We start from the raw sequence: 19,704 nt of genomic DNA, 5'->3' as shown, positions 1-19,704 counted from the left end.
GGTACTCGATGACCTGCCGCTGACCGTCAACGGCAAACTCGACACCCGCGCCTTGCCGGCACCGGAGTATCACGAGGGCGGTCAGTACCGCGCTCCGGCCAGCGCCGTCGAAGACCTGTTGGCGGGCATGTACGCCCAGGTGCTGGGGCTGGAGCGAGTCGGCGTCGACGAGTCGTTTTTCGACTTGGGTGGCGATTCGCTGTCGGCCATGCGGTTGGTCGCCGCAGTCAACACCACGCTCGATGCCGGGCTGGTGGTGCGCACGTTGTTCGAGGCGCCCACCGTGGCCCAGTTGGCGCAGCGCCTCGGCGCCGGCGGGGCCCGGTCCAAGCCGCTGGCTCCGGTGCAGCGGCCCGCGGTGGTGCCGTTGTCGTTTGCCCAGAACCGGTTGTGGTTCATCGACCAGCTGCAGGGCCCTTCGCCGGTGTACAACATGGCGGTCGGGTTCCGGCTGGACGGGCCGCTGCAGGCCGACGCTTTGGGGGCAGCCGTCGCTGACGTGGTGACCCGGCATGAGAGCTTGCGCACGCTATTCCCGACGGTGGACGGTGCTCCGCGGCAGGTGGTGGTGCCTCCCGAGCAGGCCGACGTCGGCTGGCAGATGGTCGACACCACCGGCTGGGCGGCCGACCGGTTGCCGCAGGCCATCGGCGCCCTGGTGCGTGAACCGTTCGATCTGGGCGTCCAGATCCCTTTGCGGGCAAGGCTTTTCCGGATCAACGAGGTAGAGCACGTGCTGGTGGCGGTGCTGCACCACATCGCCGCCGACGGCTGGTCTATCGGGCCGCTGGTGCGTGATCTGGGTATGGCGTATGCCGCCAGGTGCGTGGGGCAGGCTCCGGGGTGGTCGCCGTTGCCGGTGCAGTATGTCGACTACACCCTGTGGCAGCGCGCGCAGCTGGGTGATCTCGACCATGGTGACAGTCGCATCGCCGGGCAGTTGGCGTATTGGGAGCAGGCGCTGGCCGGGATGCCCGAGCGGATTCAGTTGCCCACCGATCGGCCCTATCCGCCGGTGGCCGATTATCGCGGCGACAAGGTGGTCGTGGACTGGCCCGCAGCGTTGCAACAACGGGTTGCCCGGGTGGCCGCCGAGCACAATGCGACCAGCTTCATGGTGATGCAGGCGGCATTGGCGGTGCTGCTGGCCAAGTTGAGCGGCAGCACCGACGTGGCGGTGGGTTTCCCGATCGCGGGCCGCGGCGACCCCGCGCTGGACGGCCTGGTGGGTTGCTTTGTCAACACGCTGGTGTTGCGCGCGGATCTCGGCGGCGATCCCGCCGTTGCCGAGGTGTTGGCCCAGGTGCGGCAGCGCAGCCTGGCCGCCTACGAGCATCAAGACGTGCCGTTCGAAGTGCTGGTCGAGCGACTCAACCCGACTCGGGCGCTGAATCATCACCCGCTGGTTCAGGTGTTGTTCGCCTGGCAGAACTTCAGTGGGCAGGACATCGACCCGGCGGCCGGCTTGGCCCTGGGTGATCTGCGGGTCAGCTCGTTGCCGGCCGATACCCACACCGCCCGGATGGACCTGACGTTTTCGCTCGGTGAGCGTTGGACCGAGGCCGGTGAGCCCGCCGGGATCGGCGGGGCGGTGGAGTTTCGCACCGATGTCTTCGACGCGGGCAGCATCCAGCTGTTGATCGAGCGGTTCGAGCGGGTGTTGACATCGCTGACCGCCGATCCGGGGCAGCGGTTGTCGTCGGTGGATCTGCTCGACGCCGCTGAGCACGCCCGGCTGGAGAAGTGGGGCAACCGGGCGGTGTTGGACCTTCCGTTGCCGGCTGCCGCGGCGCTGTCGCTTCCCGAGTTGTTCGCCGCTCAAGCGCTGCGCACACCCGACGCGGTCGCGCTGACCTGCGAGAAACGTGCGATGACGTACCGGGAGCTCGAGGAGGCCGCCAACCGGCTGGCGCGTCTCTTGGCCCACCGTGGCGTGCGCCCGGGCAGCTGTGTGGCGTTGCTGTTTCCCCGCTCCGAGCAATCGATCGTGGCGATTCTGGCCGTCCTCAAAGCAGGGGCGGCGTATGTGCCGATCGACCCGGGTTTGCCGGCGACCCGGATCGAGTTCATGCTCGACGACGCCGCGCCGGTCGCCGCGATCACCACCCGGGCGCTGCGAGAACGGTTGGCCGGGCACGACGTGGCGGTCATCGACATCGACGGCCCCGCAACCGCGGCGTATCCGGGTACGCCGTTGCCGGCGCCGGCCCCTGACTACGTCGCCTACATCATCTACACGTCGGGCACCACCGGTGTCCCCAAGGGCGTGGCCATCACCCATCGCAACGTGATCCAGTACATCGGTTCACTAGACGCCCGCCTGCGACGCCCCGGAGTGTGGACGCAGTGGTTCTCTCTGTCGTTCGACTTCTCGGTCTTGGAGATCTGGGGCGCGCTCTTACCCGGTGGGCGGTTGGTGGTCGTTCCCGAGCCGATTACCAACTCGCCGACCGAGCTGCACGACCTGTTGGTGTCCGAACGGGTCGATGTGTTGGGCCTGACCCCTTCGGCTGCAGGTGCGGTACCGCCGGACGGCTTGGAGTCGGTGGCCTTGCTCGTGGGCGGCGAAGTCTGCCCAGCCGACCTGGTCGACCGGTGGGCGGCACCGGGGCGGGTGATGATCAACAAATACGGCCCGACAGAGGCGACGGTGGACGTGACTTACACCGCGCCGTTGACGGCTGGTTCTGGAGCGCCGCCAATCGGCTCGACGCTGCCGGGTGCGGCATTGTTCGTGCTGGATTCCTGGCTGCGACCGGTGGCGGCCGGTGTGGTCGGTGAGTTGTACATCGCTGGCACGACCCTGGGATTGGGGTACTGGCGTCGGCCCGCCCTGACCGCATCGCGGTTTGTGGCCTGTCCGTTCGGCGGCGAGGGGACGCTGGGGCACCGCATGTATCGCACCGGGGACCTGGTGTGCTGGGGCGGTGACGGCCAGTTGCGGTATCTCGGTCGGGCGGATGAGCAGGTTAAGATCCGCGGGTATCGCATCGAGCTGGGCGAAGTCCAGGCGGCGTTGGCCGCTATGGAAGGTGTCACGCAGGCGGCGGTGATCGCCCGGGAGGATCGACCCGGCGACAAACGCCTGGTCGGCTATATCACGGGGACCGCAGACCCGGCCGGGTTGCGCAGTGCACTCGCGGAGCGGTTGCCCGCCTACATGGTGCCGGCCGCGGTGGTGGTGCTGGACGCGTTGCCGTTGACGGTCAACGGCAAGCTCGACCGGCGCGCATTGCCCGCTCCGGAGTACGGCGATGTCGAGCATTACCGCGCGCCCTCCAGCGCCGTCGAAGAGATTCTGGCGACCATCTACGCCCAGGTCCTCGGACTGCCGCGGGTGGGTGTCGACGAATCCTTCTTCGAGCTGGGCGGGGATTCGCTGTCAGCGATGCGGGTGGTCGCCGCGGTCAATACCGCACTCGATACCGACGTCGAGGTGCGGGCATTGTTCGAGGCGCCCACGGTGGCCCAGTTGGCGCCGCGCATCGGTGCGGGCACGAGTCGGCTCGAGCCGTTGGGGCCGATGGAGCGGCCCGCGGTCATTCCGCTGTCGTTTGCGCAGAACCGGTTGTGGATCATCGATCAATTGCAGGGGCCGTCGCCGGTCTACAACATGGCCGTCGCCTTGCAACTGGAGGGGCGTCTGGACCTCGAGGCACTGCGCGCGGCGCTGGCCGATGTGGTGGCCCGCCACGAGAGCCTGCGCACGCTGTTCCCGGCGGTGGACGGGATTCCCCAACAGCTGGTGATGCCGGTCGAAAGGGCCGAATTCGGTTGGGAGATCATCGACGCGACCGGATGGCCGGAGAGCCGGCTGAAGGATGCCGTCGGCACCGCGGTGCGCGAGCCGTTTGACCTGGCAACGCGAATTCCGTTGCGCGCGCGGCTTTTCCGCATCGACGACCGTCAGCACGTGCTGGTGGCCGTGGTGCACCACATCGCTGCCGACGGCTGGTCAATCGCGCCGCTGGTGCGCGATCTGGGTTTCGCCTATGCCAGCCGGTGCGTCGGCCAGCCCCCAGGTTGGGCGCCGCTGCCGGTGCAGTACGTCGACTACACCTTGTGGCAGCGCGCGCAATTCGGTGATCTGACCGACAGCCACAGCCGCATCGGTGCGCAGCTGGCCTACTGGGAGCGGGCCCTGGCCGGGATGCCCGAGCGCCTTGCGCTGCCCACCGATCGGCCCTATCCGCCGGTGGCCGACTATCGCGGCGCCAGGGTGTCGGTGCAGTGGCCGGCGGAGTTGCAGCAGCGGATCGCCCAGTTGGCCGGTGAGCACAATGCGACCAGCTTCATGGTGATCCAGACCGCCCTGGCGGTACTGCTGGCCAAGCTGAGCGCCAGCAGCGATGTCGCCGTCGGGTTCCCCATCGCCGGGCGGCGCGACCCCGCGCTGGACGAACTGGTGGGATTCTTCGTCAACACCTTGGTGCTGCGGGTCGATCTGGGTGGTGATCCGACCGTCGCGGAGGTGTTGGCCCAAGTGCGCCAGCGCAGCCTGGCCGCCTACGAGCACCAGGACGTGCCGTTCGAGGTGCTGGTGGACCGGCTGAACCCCGCCCGCAGCCTGACTCACCACCCGTTGGTTCAGGTGCTGTTGGCCTGGCAGAACTTCGCCCGAAACGACGCCGACCTGGCCGCCGAACTGGGCGAGCTGCGGGTCACCCCGCTGCCGGCCGACACCCAGGTGGCCCGGGTGGACCTGACGTTCTTCCTGGCCGAGCAGTGGAGCGAGGCCGGTGACCCGGCCGGGATCACCGGCGAGGTCGAGTTCCGCACCGACGTCTTCGACGCGGAAAGCATCGCGACCCTGACCGAGCGGTTGGAGCGGGTGCTGATGTCGCTGACCACCGGCCCCGCACTTCGGCTGTCCGCGGTGGACTTGCTGGACGGCGTCGAGCACAGCCGGCTCGCGGGTTGGGGCAACCATGGGGTGTTGACCCGTTTTGTGCCGTCAACGCCGTCACTTCCGGTGCTGTTCGCCGAGCAGGCGGCCCGCAGCCCGCATGCGGTGGCGATCACCTGCGGGCGTCGTTCCTGGACCTATCGGCAGGTCGACGAGGTCGCCAACCGGTTGGCGCACCGGCTCGCCGCACACGGCGCAAGCCGGGGCGAGCGGGTTGCGCTGCTGCTGCCGCGCTCGGCTGAGGCGGTCATGGCGATCCTGGCGGTGCTCAAGACGGGGGCGGCGTATGTGCCGCTCGATCCCGCGCACCCGGCGGCCCGGATGGAGTTCATGCTCGCCGACGCGAGGCCGATCGCCGCGATTACCACGGCGGATCTGCGCCCCCGGCTGGCCGGGCACGACCTGACCATCATCGATGTCGAAGAGCCTCGCATCGCCGACTACCCGAGTACGGGACTGCCCGCGCCGGCCCATGACGACATCGCCTACCTGATCTACACCTCCGGCACCACCGGAATCCCCAAGGGGGTCGCGGTAACCCATGGCAACGTCGCCCGGCTGCTGCGGTCCTTGGATGCGGAGGTTGGGCAAGGGCTGCCGTGGACGCAATGTCACTCCTTGTCATTCGACTTCTCGGTGTGGGAGATCTGGGGCGCGCTGCTCAGCGGTGGACGGCTGGTGGTGGTGCCCGATCCGGCGGTCCGCTCTCCCGAGGACTTGCACGCCTTGCTGGTTACTGAGCAGATCGGCGTGCTGAGCCAGACCCCGTCGGCGTTTTACGCGCTGCAAACCGCCGATGCGCTGGCTTCCGAGCTCAGCGATCAACTCCGGCTTCAGGCGGTGGTGTTCGGCGGCGAGGCGCTGGAACCGCAGCGGTTGGCGACCTGGTTGCACAACCATCGGGGATCACCGCGCTTGCTCAACATGTATGGCATCACCGAGACGACCGTGCATGCCTCGTTGCGCGAGATCACCGACGCCGACACGGCCAACAATGTCAGTCCGATAGGGCTGCCGCTGGCCCATCTCGGCTTCGCCGTCCTGGACGCGGCGTTGCATCCGGTTCCGACGGGTGTGGTGGGTGAGCTGTATGTCGCCGGTGCTGGGCTGGCGTGTGGGTACGTTGGGCGGCCCGGGTTGACGGCGTCGCGGTTTGTGGCGTGCGCGTTCGCGGGGGCGGGAGCACCTGGTCAACGGATGTACCGCACCGGCGATCTGGTGTCCTGGGGTGCCGATGGGCAGTTGCGGTATGTGGGCCGGGCCGATGAGCAGGTGAAGATCCGCGGATATCGCATCGAACTCGGCGAAGTCCGGGCCGCGCTGGCCGCGTTGGCCGGGGTGGATCAGGCGGCGGTGATCGCCCGCGAGGATCGTCCCGGCGACAAGCGCCTGGTCGGGTACGTGAGCGGAGCCGTGGACACGGTTCACATCCGGGCGGCGCTGGCCGAGCGGCTACCGGCCTACATGGTGCCGGCCGCGGTGGTGGCGCTGGACGCGCTGCCGTTGACGGCCAACGGCAAACTCGACACCCGCGCGCTGCCCGCGCCGGAATACACCGAGGCCGATCATTACCGCGCCCCGGGCAGCGCTGTCGAAGAGATCTTGGCCGGCATCTACGCCCAGGTGCTCGGGCTGGACCGGGTCGGCGTGGACGAGTCGTTCTTCGAGCTCGGCGGGGACAGCATCTTGTCGATGCAGGTGGTGGCCCGGGCCCGGGCCGCCGGTCTGCTGTTCCGGCCACGTGACGTTTTCGTCGAACAGACCGTGGCCCGGCTGGCCCGGGTCGCCGGGGTCACCAGCGGCGAGGCCGGCCGCATCGACGAGGGTGTCGGGCCGGTGACGGCCACCCCGATCATGCGCTGGCTGCAGGAGGTGGATGGACCCGTCGAGCAGTTCAACCAGACGGTGGTCGTACAGGCCCCGGCGGGGGTCACCGAGGCCGACGTGGTGGTGGTGTTGCAGGCGCTGCTGGATCGGCATGCCATGTTGCGGGCGCGCGTCGAAAATGCGGCGGCGTGGTCGCTGACGATTCCCGAGGCCGGGTCGGTGGATGCCGGCGCCTGCCTGCAGGCCGTGGATGCGCTGTCCGATGAAGCGTTGGTCAAGGCGCGGTCGCGGTTGAACCCAGCCGCGGGGGTGATGCTCAGCGCCTTGTGGGCGGGGTCGACGGGACAATTGGCGTTGATCATCCATCACTTGGCCATCGACGGGGTGTCCTGGCGGATTCTGCTGGAAGACCTCAACATCGCGTGGGTCCAGCACCGGGACGGGCAGCGCGCGGCGTTGCCGGCGGCGGGGACATCGTTTGCGCGGTGGTCGTCGCTGCTGGCCGAACACGCGCGCAAGCCGGAGGTCGTCGAGCTGGCCGATTCGTGGCGGCAGGTCGCGGCGACACCAGCGATGTTGCCGCCGGTGCAACCCGGCGTCGACACGTTCGTCACCGCCGGGCACTTGTCGCTGGCGCTGGACGCCGACGCCACGCGCATGCTGCTCGGGGAAGTGCCCACGGCGTTTCACACCGGGGTGCACGAGGTGTTGCTGATCGCATTGGGACTGGCGATCGCCGAGTTTGTGGGCACCGGTAGCGCGCCCATCGGCATCGACGTCGAGGGACACGGACGCCACGAAGAGGTGGCCGCCGACGTGGACCTGACCCGCACGGTGGGGTGGTTCACCACCCTGTATCCGGTGTCGCTGACGGTCGGGGGACTCTCCTGGGCCCAGGTGGTCGCGGGTGAGGCGCCGCTAGGGGAGCTGATCAAGGACGCCAAGGAGCAGCTGCGCGCCGTGCCGGACCCGCTGAGCTACGGTCTGCTGCGGTACCTGAACAGCGACGTCGATCTGGCCGGCCCGGACCCGGTGATCGGGTTCAACTATTTGGGCCGGCTGGGCGCGGGCGCCGACGTTTCGGAGGATTTCTGGCGAATCGCCCAAGAGGCGTCGGCGTTGACGGGCGCGGCAGCCGCGATACCGATGCCGCTGCCGCACACCGTGGAACTCAATGCGGGCACCGCTGACACCGAGAGCGGTCCGCGGCTGCACGCCAACTGGACATGGGCGCCCTCGGCCCTGGATCGCGAGCGGGTCGGCCGGCTGGGCCGGTTGTGGTTCGAGGCGCTGTCCGGCATCTGCGCGCATGTGCGCAACGGCGGCGGCGGGCTGACGCCGTCCGATATCGTCCCGGCCCGGTTGACCCAGCGGCAACTCGACGAGCTGGCGCAGCGCGAGCGCATCGCCGACGTGCTGCCGCTGACCCCGCTGCAGCAGGGCCTGCTGTTCCACGCCGCGCGGCACCGCCGTGACGACGTGTACGCGGTGCAGCTCGAGATCACCCTGAGCGGCACGCTCGACCGGCATCGGCTGCGTCAGGCACTGGACGCCGTGGTCCGCCGCCACCCGAACCTGGCAGCCCGGTTCTGCACCCAATTCGACGAGCCGGTGCAGGTCATCCCGGCGGACCCGACGCTGCCCTGGCGCTATGACGAGCTGAATCCCAACGGCCTCAGCGTCGACGAGCAGATCCAAGAGATATGCGCCGCCGAACGGGCCGCAGTGTGCGATCTGGCCGACCCGCCGTTCCGCGCGGCGTTGATCCGCACCGCAGACGATCGACACCGGTTGGTGTTGACCAATCACCACATCGTCATGGATGGCTGGTCGCTGCCAGTGCTGCTGGGCGAAGTCATTGCCGGCTATTACGGGCGCCGGCTACCGGCGCCAGTGCCGTATCGCCGCTTCGTCGAGTGGTTGTCCGGCCGGGACCACGCCGCGGCGCAGGCGGCCTGGCGCGAGGTGTTGGCCGATTTCGACACCCCGGCCTTGGTGAGCCCACCGGGCGGGTCCGGGCCCGGGCCGCGGAACGTCGTATCGTTCACGTTCTCTACGGAGACCACCCGCGCCGTCAGCGAGCTGGCGCGTGCGCAGCACACCACCGTCAACGTCGTGATGCAGGCCGGCTGGGCGCAGGTGCTGATGTGGCTGACCGGCCAGCACGATGTCGTTTTCGGAACGGCGGTTTCCGGACGGCCGACGGAGTTGGCCGGAGCCGAGTCGATGGTGGGTCTGCTGATCAACACGGTGCCGGTGCGGGCAACCATCACCGCTTCGACCACGATCGGCGATTTGCTGGACCAGCTGCAAGACGCTCACAACCGCACGCTGGAGCATCAGCATCTGGCGCTGGCCGAGATCCACCGCGTCAGCCGACACGACCAGTTGTTCGACACCTTGTTCGTCTTCGAGAACTACCCGGTCGACGCAGCAGCACTGACCAGCGATCAGGAGTTGACCATCACCGAGATCGCGGCCCGCGAATCCAATCACTACCCGCTCGCCGTGCAAGCGCAACCCGGCGAACAACTGCGGCTTCGCGTCGAATACGACACCGACGTGTTCGACGCCGCCCGGATCGAGTCGCTGTTCCGGCGGTTGCAGAAGGTGCTGGTTGCGATGACAGCCGATTCGGGGCAGCAGTCGTGACCGCCGACACCGGCCGGCGGTTGTTGTCGCTCGACCTGCTGGACGACGACGAGTATGCCGGGCTGGACGAGTGGGGCAATCGGGCGGCGTTGACGGCGCAGGTGCCGGCCTCCGCGTCGATCCCGGAGTTGTTTGCTGCACAGGTGGCCCGAACACCGGACGCGGTGGCTTTGACGTGTGCGGGCCGCTCGTTGACGTATCGCGAGCTCGACGAGGCCGCCGATCGGTGGGCGCACCTGTTGGCGGGGCATGGCGCGGGCCCGGGTGAAACTGTGGCGCTGCTCTCGTGGCGGTCGGCGGAGGCGATCGTGGCGATCCTGGCCGTACTCAAAACGGGAGCGGCGTACCTGCCGATCGACCCCGCACTGCCGGCGGCGCGCGTCGAGTTCATGGTGGCCGATGCCGCGCCCGTCGCCGCCATCTCCACCGCGGAGCTGCGATCCCGCCTGGACGGATGCGACGTGCTGGTCATCGACGTCAGTGACATCGGGGCTCCCGCTGGCCCGAGCCAGCCCACCACGCCATTGCCGCCGCCGGCTCCCGACGACGTCGCCTACCTCATCTACACCTCCGGCACCACCGGTGTCCCGAAGGGCGTCGCAGTCGCCCACCGCAATGTCACTCAGCTGTTGGCGGCCGTCCCGGCCGGCATGCCGACTGGACCGGGACGGGCCTGGTCCCAATGGCATTCGTTGGCGTTCGACGTGTCCGTGTACGAGATCTTTGCGGCGCTCTTCCACGGCGCACGGCTGGTGGTGGTGCCCGAAGAGGTGGCCGCTTCGCCGGAAGATTTCCACGCCCTGCTCGTCGGCGAAGACGTCAGTGTTTTGAGCCAAACGCCGTCCGCGGTGGGAGTGCTATCCCCTGAGGGGCTGGAGTCGCTGGCGTTGGTGGTGGCCGGTGAGGCCTGCCCCGTCGAGCTGGTGCAGCGGTGGGCGCGCGGGCACGCGATGATCAACGCCTACGGACCGACCGAAGCGACGATATATGCGGCCATCACCGCGCCACTGACCCCGGGCTCGGCGGAGAAGGGGGCAGTGCCGATCGGTGCGCCGGTGCCGGGGGCGGCGTTGTTTGTGCTGGACGCGGGCCTGCGCCGGGTGTCGGCCGGCGTGGTCGGTGAACTGTATGTGGCCGGTGCCGGGGTGGCGTACGGATATGTGGGGCGGAAAGGTTTGACCGCGTCGCGGTTCGTCGCCTGTCCGTTCGGTGAGCCCGGAGCGTCGGCGCAGCGGATGTATCGCACCGGGGATTTGGTGCGGTGGGGCACCGATGGTCAGTTGATTTACCTTGGGCGCGCGGATGACCAGGTCAAAATCCGCGGATATCGCATCGAGCTCGGCGAAGTCCAAGCGGCGTTGGCGGCGCTGGACGGGGTGGATCGCGCGGCGGTGATCGCCCGCGAGGACCGCCCCGGTGACAAGCGCCTGGTGGGTTACATCACCGGGACGGCGGATCCAGGCGAGGTCCGCGCCGCCCTCGCCGAGCAACTGCCCCCCTACCTGGTTCCGGCCGCGGTCGTGGCGCTCGAGACGCTGCCGCTGACCGTCAACGGCAAGCTCGATAGGCGGGCCCTGCCCGCCCCGGAGTACGGGGATGTGGACCATTACCGCGCCCCATCCAGCGCGGCAGAAGAGCTGTTGGCCGATATCTACGCCCAGGTGCTGGGTCTGCAACGGGTCGGGGTCGACGACTCGTTTTTCGACCTGGGCGGGGATTCACTGCTCGCGATGCGCCTGACAGCCGCCGTCAACTCGTCGTTGGACGCCCGGCTGGAAGTGGACGCATTGTTCGAGGCGCCAACGGTGGCCGAGTTGGCGTCCCGCATCGGTGCCGGCGGGGTGGGGCTGGAGCCCCTGGTGGCGGTGCAGCGGCCCGATGTGGTGCCGTTGTCGTTTGCCCAGAACCGGTTGTGGTTCATCGATCAGTTGCAGGGGCCTTCCCCGGTCTACAACATGGCCGTCGCGTTGCGGCTGGGCGGACGGCTGCGGCCCGAGGCGCTGCGGGCGGCGCTGGCCGACGTGGTGGCCCGACACGAAAGCCTCCGCACCCTTTTCCCCGCCGCCGACGGGACACCCCGGCAGCTGGTGGTCCCGGTCGAGCGCGCGGATTTCCGGTGGAACGTCGTCGACGCCACCGGCTGGCCGGATTCCCGGCTGGCTGACGCGGTCGGCACCGCGGCGCGCGACCCGTTTGACCTGACTACCCAAATCCCTTTGCGGGCAAAGCTTTTCCGGGTCGCCGACGAGGAGCACGTGCTGGTGGCGGTGGTGCATCACATCGCCGCCGACGGCTGGTCCATCGGGCCGCTGGTGCATGACCTGGGCGTGGCCTATGCCAGCCGCTGCGCCGGACGGGCTCCCGGCTGGGCGCCATTGGCTGTGCAGTACGTCGACTACACGCTCTGGCAACGCGCACAGTTCGGCGACCTCGACGACCGCGACAGTCGCATCGGTGCCCAGCTGGCGTACTGGGAGCAGCAGCTGGCGGGGCTGCCCGAGCGCATCGAGCTGCCCGTTGACCGGCCGTATCCGCCGGTGGCCGACTACCGCGGTGCCCGGGTGGCGGTGGATTGGCCGGCGCAGCTGCAACAGCGGATTGCCCAGGTGGCGCGCGAGCACAAGGTGACCAGCTTCATGGTCATGCAGGCCGCCCTCGCGGTGCTGTTGGCCAAGCTCAGCGGGAGCGCCGACGTGGCCGTCGGCTTCCCGATCGCCGGGCGGCGTGACCCCGCCCTCGATGAGCTGGTCGGTTGCTTCATCAACACCCTGGTGTTGCGCGTCGATATGGCGGGTGATCCGACCGCGGCCGAGGTATTGGCCCAGGTGCGGCAGCGCAGCCTGGCGGCCTACCAGCACCAGGACGTCCCGTTCGAGGTCCTGGTCGAGCGGCTCAACCCGGCCCGAAGCCTGAACCACCACCCGCTGGTCCAGGTGATGTTGGCCTGGCAGAACTTCGCCGGTGGGCCCACCGCCGCGTTGGCCTTGGGCGACCTGCGGGTCAGCCCGCTGCCGGCGGAAACCGAAACCGCCCGCATGGACCTGACGTTTTCCCTGGGTGAGCGCTGGACCGAGGCCAAAGATCCCGCCGGGATCGGTGGGGTGGTGGAGTTCCGCACCGACGTATTCGACGCAGCCACCATCCAGACGCTGATCGAGCGGCTGGAGCGGGTGCTGGCAGCCATGACCGCCGACCCGGCGCGGCGGGTCTCCTCGATCGATGTGCTCGGCGAAGCCGAGCAGGCCCAGTTGGAGGGGTGGGGTAACCGGGCGACGCTGACCCGACGCGGGTCGTCGGCGCAGTCGGCGATTCCGGCGGCGTTTGCCGCGCAGGTGGCACGGGCGCCGGAGGCGACGGCGCTGACCTTCGAGGGCCGGTCAGTGAGCTACCGCGAAGTCGACGAGACCTCGAATCGGTTGGCGCACTTACTCATCCGGCACGGCGTCGGCCCGGGTGGCCGGGTGGCGCTGCTTTTGCCGCGGTCGGCTGAGGCGATCGTGGCGATCCTGGCGGTGCTCAAGACCGGGGCGGCCTATGTGCCGATCGACCCGGTGGTGCCGGCGGCACGCATCGAGTTCTTGCTCGGCGACGCCGCCCCGATTGCGGCGGTGACCAGCGCCCAACTGGCCGACCGACTCGTCGGGCACGACCTGGCCGTCATCGATGTGAACGATCCGCGCATCGCCGCTCAACCCGCCACCGGGTTGCCGGCGCCCGCGGCCGAGGACATCGCCTACCTCATCTACACCTCGGGCACCACCGGTGTGCCCAAGGGAGTGGCCATCACACACCACAACGTGATCCAGCTGCTGGCATCCCTGGAGGCGGGGATGCAGCTGGCCGGGCAGGCGTGGTCGCAGTGGCATTCGTTGGCCTTCGACGTCTCGGTGTGCGAGATCTGGGGCGCGCTGCTGTACGGCGGGCGGCTGGTGGTGGTGCCCGAGTCGGTGGCCCGCTCCCCGCAGGACTTCCACGCCCTGCTGGTCGCTGAACAGGTCAGCGTGCTGAGCCAGACCCCGTCGGCGTTTTACGCGCTGCAAACCGCCGACTCGCTGGCGCCTGAGCTGGGGACGCGGCTGGCATTGCAGGCGGTGCTGTTCGCCGGAGAAGCGCTGGAGCCGCACCGCCTGCGGACGTGGCTGGATGGTCACCCGCGGTCGCCGCGGCTGCTCAATCTGTACGGCACCACCGAGACCACGGTGCATGCCTCGTTGCGGCAGATCACGGCAAGCGACGTTGACAGGGTGGCCAGCCCGATCGGGGTGCCGTTGGCCCGGCTCGGTTTCTTCGTGCTGGATCGCTGGCTGCATCCGGTACCGGCCGGTGTCGCCGGTGAGCTGTATGTGGCCGGCGCCGGGGTCGGCCTGGGATACGTGGGCCGGCCGGGATTGACCGCGTCGCGGTTCGTGGCCTCTCCGTACGGCGGGCCGGGACAGCGCATGTATCGCACCGGAGACGTGGTGCGGTGGGGCGTCGACGGGGAGCTGCGCTATGTCGGCCGGGCCGACGAGCAGGTCAAGATCCGCGGGTATCGCATCGAGCTGGGCGAAGTCCAGGCCGCGGTGGCCGGGCAGGACGGAGTCCAGCAGGCGGCGGTGATCGTTCGTGAAGACCGCCCCGGCGACAAGCGCCTGGTCGCATATGTGACCGGCACCGCAGACCCCGCGGGCGTGCGTGCCGGGCTGACCGAACGGCTGCCCGGGTACATGGTGCCCAGCGCGGTGGTGCTCGTAGACGCGCTGCCGTTGACGGCCAACGGCAAACTCGACAAACGCGCCCTGCCGGCACCGGACTACACCGATGCCGATCGGTACCGGGCGCCGTCCAACCAGACCGAGCAGATTCTGGCCGGGATCTACGCCCAAGTTCTCGGGCTGGAACGAGTCGGTGTCGACGAATCGTTCTTCGAACTGGGCGGCGACAGCATCTTGTCGATGCAGGTGGTGGCCCGGGCCCGAGTGGCCGGCCTGCGGTGCCGGCCGCGTGACATCTTCGTCGAGCAGACCGTGGCACGGCTTGCCCGCGTGGTCGGGGTGACCGACGGTGCCAGAGGCGTCATCGACGAGGGCCTCGGCCCGGTTGTCGCCACCCCGATCATGCGCTGGCTGGCGGGCATCGATGGGCCGGTCGAGCAGTTCAACCAGACGGTGCTGATCCAGGCTCCCGCGGGGGCGACCGAGGCCGACGTGCTGGTGGTGTTGCAGGCGCTGCTGGATCGGCACGCCATGTTGCGGCTGCGCGCCGAGCACCGCGACCGGAATTGGTCGCTGCTGGTGCCCGAGCCGGGAGCCGTGGCCGCGCGCAACTGCTTGCGGGCGGTGGCCGCCTTGTCACCGGAGGAGCTGGTGGCCGCGCGGTCGCGGTTGAACCCGAGGGCCGGGGTGATGCTGAGTGCCCTGTGGGTGGGGCCGACGGGCCAGTTGGCGTTGATCATTCATCATCTGGCGGTCGACGGCGTGTCCTGGCGAATTCTGTTGGAAGACTTCAACATTGCGTGGGCTCAGCACCGCAGCGGCCAGCCGATCAGCTTGCCGGCGGGTGGGACGTCGTTTGCCCGGTGGTCGTCGCTGCTGGAGGAGCGCGCCTACCCGCCGGACACAGCGGAGCTGGCCGACGCGTGGCGACAGGTGCTGGCCACTCCGGCGCTGCTGCCAGCCGTGCGACCTGCCCTGGATACGTTCGCCACGGCCGGTCACCTGTCGGCGTCGCTGGACGCCGAGACCACACGCACGTTGCTCGGAGAAGTGCCCGCGGCGTTTCACACCGGGGTGCACGAGGTGTTGTTGATTGCCTTCGGATTGGCGGTCGCGGAGTTCGCGGGCAGCGGTAACGCGCCGATCGGCATCAATGTCGAGGGTCATGGACGCCACGAGGAGCTGGCCGCCGACGTGGACTTGACGCGCACCGTGGGATGGTTTACCACCTGGTATCCGGTGTCGTTGGCGGTCGGCGGGCTCTCGTGGGCGCAGGTGGTGACCGGAACGGCCGAACTCGGTCGGGTGATCAAGGACGCCAAAGAGCAGCTCCGCGCCCTACCGGAGCCGCTCAGCTATGGTCTGCTGAGCCATCTGAATACCGAGGTGGAGCTGGCCGGTACGGAGCCGGTGATCGGCTTCAACTATCTGGGCCGGCTGGGGGCGGGAGCCGACGTCACCGATGATGTCTGGGCGTTGTCCCAGGAAACCGAGGCGGTGACCAAAGCGGCCTCGGCCCTACCGATGCCGCTGGCGAACACGCTGGAGCTCAACGCCAGCACGGTCGACGCCGACACCGGCCCGCGGCTGTACGCCAACTGGTCGTGGGCGCAATCGGCACTGAACCAGACCCAAGTCAGCCTGCTGAGCCAGCTGTGGTTCGAGGCCCTGTCCGGGATTTGCGCGCATGTCCGCGGTGGTGGAGGCGGGTGGACGCCGTCGGATTTCGTGCCGGCCCGGCTGACCCAGCAGCAGCTCGACGAGCTGCAGGAGAAACACCGCATCGCCGATGTGTTGCCGCTGACCCCGCTACAGCAGGGGTTGCTGTTCCACGCCAGCGCGGGGCGCGACCGGGGTGACGACGTCTATGCGGTGCAATTGGATTTCACCGTGATCGGTGCGCTCGACCCGCAGCGGCTGCGCCAGGCGCTGCAGACCGTGGTGGCACGCCATCCCAACCTGGTGGCCCGCTTCTACCCGCAAACGGACGAGCCGGTGCAGGTCATACCGGCCGATCCGGTGGCGCCCTGGCGATATGTGGAGCTGAATTCCGGCGGCGTGGCCGTTGACGATCAGGTTCAGCAGGTGTGCGCCGCTGAGCGGGCCGCGGTGTGCGACCTTGCCGAGCAGTCGCCATTTCGGGCGGCGCTGATCCGCATCGCCGCGGATCGACACCGGTTGGTGCTGACCAATCATCACATCGTGGTCGACGGCTGGTCGCTGCCGATCCTGCTCCAGGAGATCTTTGCCGGCTATTACGGGCGTCGGCTGCCGGCCGCCGCGCCTTACCGCAGCTACGTGACCTGGCTGGCCGAGCGGGATCGCGCCGCGGCACAGGCAGCGTGGCGCGAGGCACTAGCCGGTTTCGGCCTCCCCACGCTGGTGGGTCCGCCCGGCCGGACGAGACCCGGAAAACGTGGCGTCAAGTGGTTCCGGGTGCCGGAGACGACCACCCGGGCCGTGAGCGAGCTGGCACGCGCGCAGCACACCACCGTCAACATCGTGCTGCAGGCCGCCTGGGCGCAGGTGTTGATGTGGTTGACCGGCCAGCATGACGTCGTCTTCGGTACCGCGGTTTCCGGGCGGCCGGCCGAGCTGGCCGGCGCGGACTCCATGGTCGGGCTGTTGATCAACACGGTGCCCGTGCGGGCCCACATCGGGGCGGCAACCACCGCGGTGGGGCTGCTGGAGCAGTTGCAAGACTCCCACAACGGCACGCTCGAGCATCAGCATTTGGCGCTGGCCGAAATCCACCGCCTCACCGATCACGACCAGTTGTTCGACACGATGCTGGTGTTCGAGAACTACCCGGTCGACACCGCCGCCTTGACCGCCGACCACGACCTGGACATCACCGACGTCATCGCCCGCGAGTCCAACCACTACCCGCTAGGCGTGGCGGCCGTTCCGGGTGACGAATTGGTGCTTCGCGTCGAATTCGACCTGGACGTATTCGACCAACCCGGCGTCGAGGCGCTGTTCGCCCGACTGCAGAAGTTGCTGGTCGCCATGACGGCCGACCCGACCCGGCGACTCTGCTCGATCGACCTGCTCGGCGCCGACGAGCAGGCCCGGCTGGCTGATTGGGGTAATCGGGCGGCGCTAACCCGGGCGCGGTCCGCGCCGGTATCGGTGCCGGTGCTGTTCGCTGCCCAGGTGGCGCGCACCCCGGACGCGGTCGCGGTGACGTGCGAAGGCCGCTCGATGACGTACCGGGAGCTGGACGAGGCGACGAACCGGTGGGCGCACCTGCTGGCCGACCGCGGTGTCCGGGCCGGTGACGTGGTCGCGCTGGTGATGCCCCGGTCGGTCGAGGCGGTCGTGGCCATCATGGCGGTGCTGAAAGCCGGGGCGGCGTATCTGCCGATCGACCCGGTGCTGCCCACGGCCCGGCTCGAGTTCATGCTGGCCGATGCCGCCCCCGTCGCCGCTATCACCACCGCCGATCCGCGGACCCGGCTCGACGGGCACGAGTTAGTGGTCCTCGACATCGAGGACCGTCGTATCGCGGGCTATCCGTGCACCGCGTTGCCGGCACCGGCGCCCGACGACATCGCGTACCTCATCTACACCTCGGGCACCACGGGTGTGCCCAAGGGGGTGGCCGTCACCCACCACAACGTCACCCAGTTGCTGGAGATACTCGACAGCTATCTGCCGACGACGGGCGCCGCGGCGCACTGTCACTCCCTGACCTTCGACGTTTCGGTGTCCGAGATCTTGGCGGCGCTGTTGCACGGCGGGTGGGTCGTGGTGGTGCCCGAAGACGTGGTGCGCTCGCCGGAAGACTTGCAGGCGTTGCTGCTCGCCGAACATGTCGACCTGTTGACCGAGACGCCGTCGGCGCTGGCAGCGCTGTCACCCGAGCGTCTGGAGTCAATGGCGTTGATGGTGGCCGGTGAGGCCTGCCCGCCCGAGGTGGTGGATCGGTGGGCGCCGGGGCGGCGGATGATCAACGCGTACGGCCCCACCGAGACGACGATGGGTGTCGCCTTCAGCGCGCCGCTGCAGCCAGGGTCCAGCGGGCCGGTGCCGATCGGTGCGCCGGTCCCGCAAGCTGCGCTGTTCGTTCTGGACGGCTGGCTGCGCCCGGTTCCGGTGGGCGTGGTGGGCGAGCTGTACGTGGCCGGTGCCGGTGTCACATATGGGTACTTGGGCAGGGCGGCGCTGACCGCGTCACGGTTCGTGGCCTACCCGTTCGGTGACGGCGCGGTTGCGGGTGAACGGATGTATCGCAGCGGCGATCTGGTGCGCTGGGGTTCCGACGGGCAGCTGCGGTACGTCGGCCGCGCGGACGAGCAGGTCAAGATCCGCGGGTACCGCATCGAACTGGGCGACGTCCAGGCCGCCATGACCGAGCTGGACGGAGTGGGACAGGCGGTGGTGATCGTCCGCGAGGACCGCCCCGGCGACAAGCGACTCGTCGGATACATCACCGGCACCGCCGAACCGGCCGTCGTGCGCGCCCAGCTGGCCGACCGGCTGCCGGCCTATATGGTGCCGGCCGCAGTGGTGGTGGTGCGGGCGCTGCCCTTGACGTCCAACGGCAAACTCGACAAACGCGCCTTGCCGGCGCCCGACTACGTCGATTCCGGACGCTACCGCGCGCCGGCCGACGCCACCGAGGCGACGCTGGCCGGCATCTTCGCTCAGGTCCTCGGGCTGGACCGGGTGGGAGTGGACGACTCGTTCTTCGACCTGGGCGGGGATTCGCTGTTGGCGATGCGGGTGATCGCGATGGTGAACAAGACTTTCGACGCCCACCTTGCGGTGCGCACCTTGTTGGACGCGCCGTCGGTCAGCAGTCTGAGCCAGGAGCTGAGCAGCGACGACGCCGCGGTGGAACTGCTTCCCATCGAGGTGCTCAAGAAAGGAACCGGGGTCCCGCTGTGCTGTGTCCACGAGGGTCTCGGACTCAGTTATGCATATCGGGCGTTGGGAGAGTACCTGGATTGCCCGATCGTCGGAATCAACCAAATCCCGCTCGACGGGGAAGCTGGACGGCAATCGATTCGTGAGATGGCGAAAAGCTATGCCGATCGCCTCCAGGAGCTGTACCCCGTCGGACCCTACAAGCTGCTGGGCTGGTCTTTTGGTGGCCCGGTAGCGCATGAGCTGGCCGTCGAACTGCGCCGGCGCGGTTGTGCGGTCCAACGCCTTGTCCTGCTGGACCCGGTGCTCGGTGCCGACGGCGGCGCAACTAGCGACGCGGACGGTCAAGGCGAGAGCCGCATCTTGGACCTCACCTTGCGATCGAACAGCATCGATATCCCAGAACATGCCAAGCCGCTTACCTACCGGACGGCTGAGGAATTGATCCGGCAACACGGGAAAACCGTGGAGTTCATTCTTCCGCCCCGGCAGGTCTTCGATTTCGTGGTGGAGAATTACAACGCCAACGGGTCACATCTTCGAGAACATCAGCCCGGGGTATTCGACGGCGACATGATCATATTTTCCGCGCGCAGTGACAATGGGAACGATTCCGCCCATCCGCGGAATTGGGAGCCGTACGTGGCCGGCAACATCACCGTGTATCCGGTCGACTGCGGACATGACGACATGATGGCCGCCGAATCGCTCGCCCTATATGGCGAACAGCTCAAACTCGCGATGGAGCCCTGA

2 protein-coding genes (1 of these 2 only partly in view) are annotated in these 19,704 nt (G+C 68.7%); both read left to right on the top strand.

Annotated features, from left to right (window positions below; genetic code table 11):
* On the top strand, positions 1–9,385 hold the final stretch of the coding sequence (locus tag AC5Y2L_RS16035) for a non-ribosomal peptide synthase/polyketide synthase (RefSeq protein ID WP_499936828.1). Its footprint begins 13,637 nt before the window's first position; the window shows 9,385 of its 23,022 coding nt (coding positions 13,638–23,022); its start codon lies off the left edge, out of view; the stop codon is at positions 9,383–9,385.
* Positions 9,382–19,704 (top strand): amino acid adenylation domain-containing protein, encoded by a 10,323-nt coding sequence (locus AC5Y2L_RS16030; protein ID WP_499944143.1) that lies wholly within the window; start codon positions 9,382–9,384, stop codon positions 19,702–19,704. Before AC5Y2L_RS16035 ends, AC5Y2L_RS16030 begins: the two co-directional genes overlap by 4 nt.

It is taken from the genome of Mycobacterium sp. NGS66 (assembly GCF_059812225.1).
This window is presented reverse-complemented; position numbering and strand designations above follow the sequence as displayed.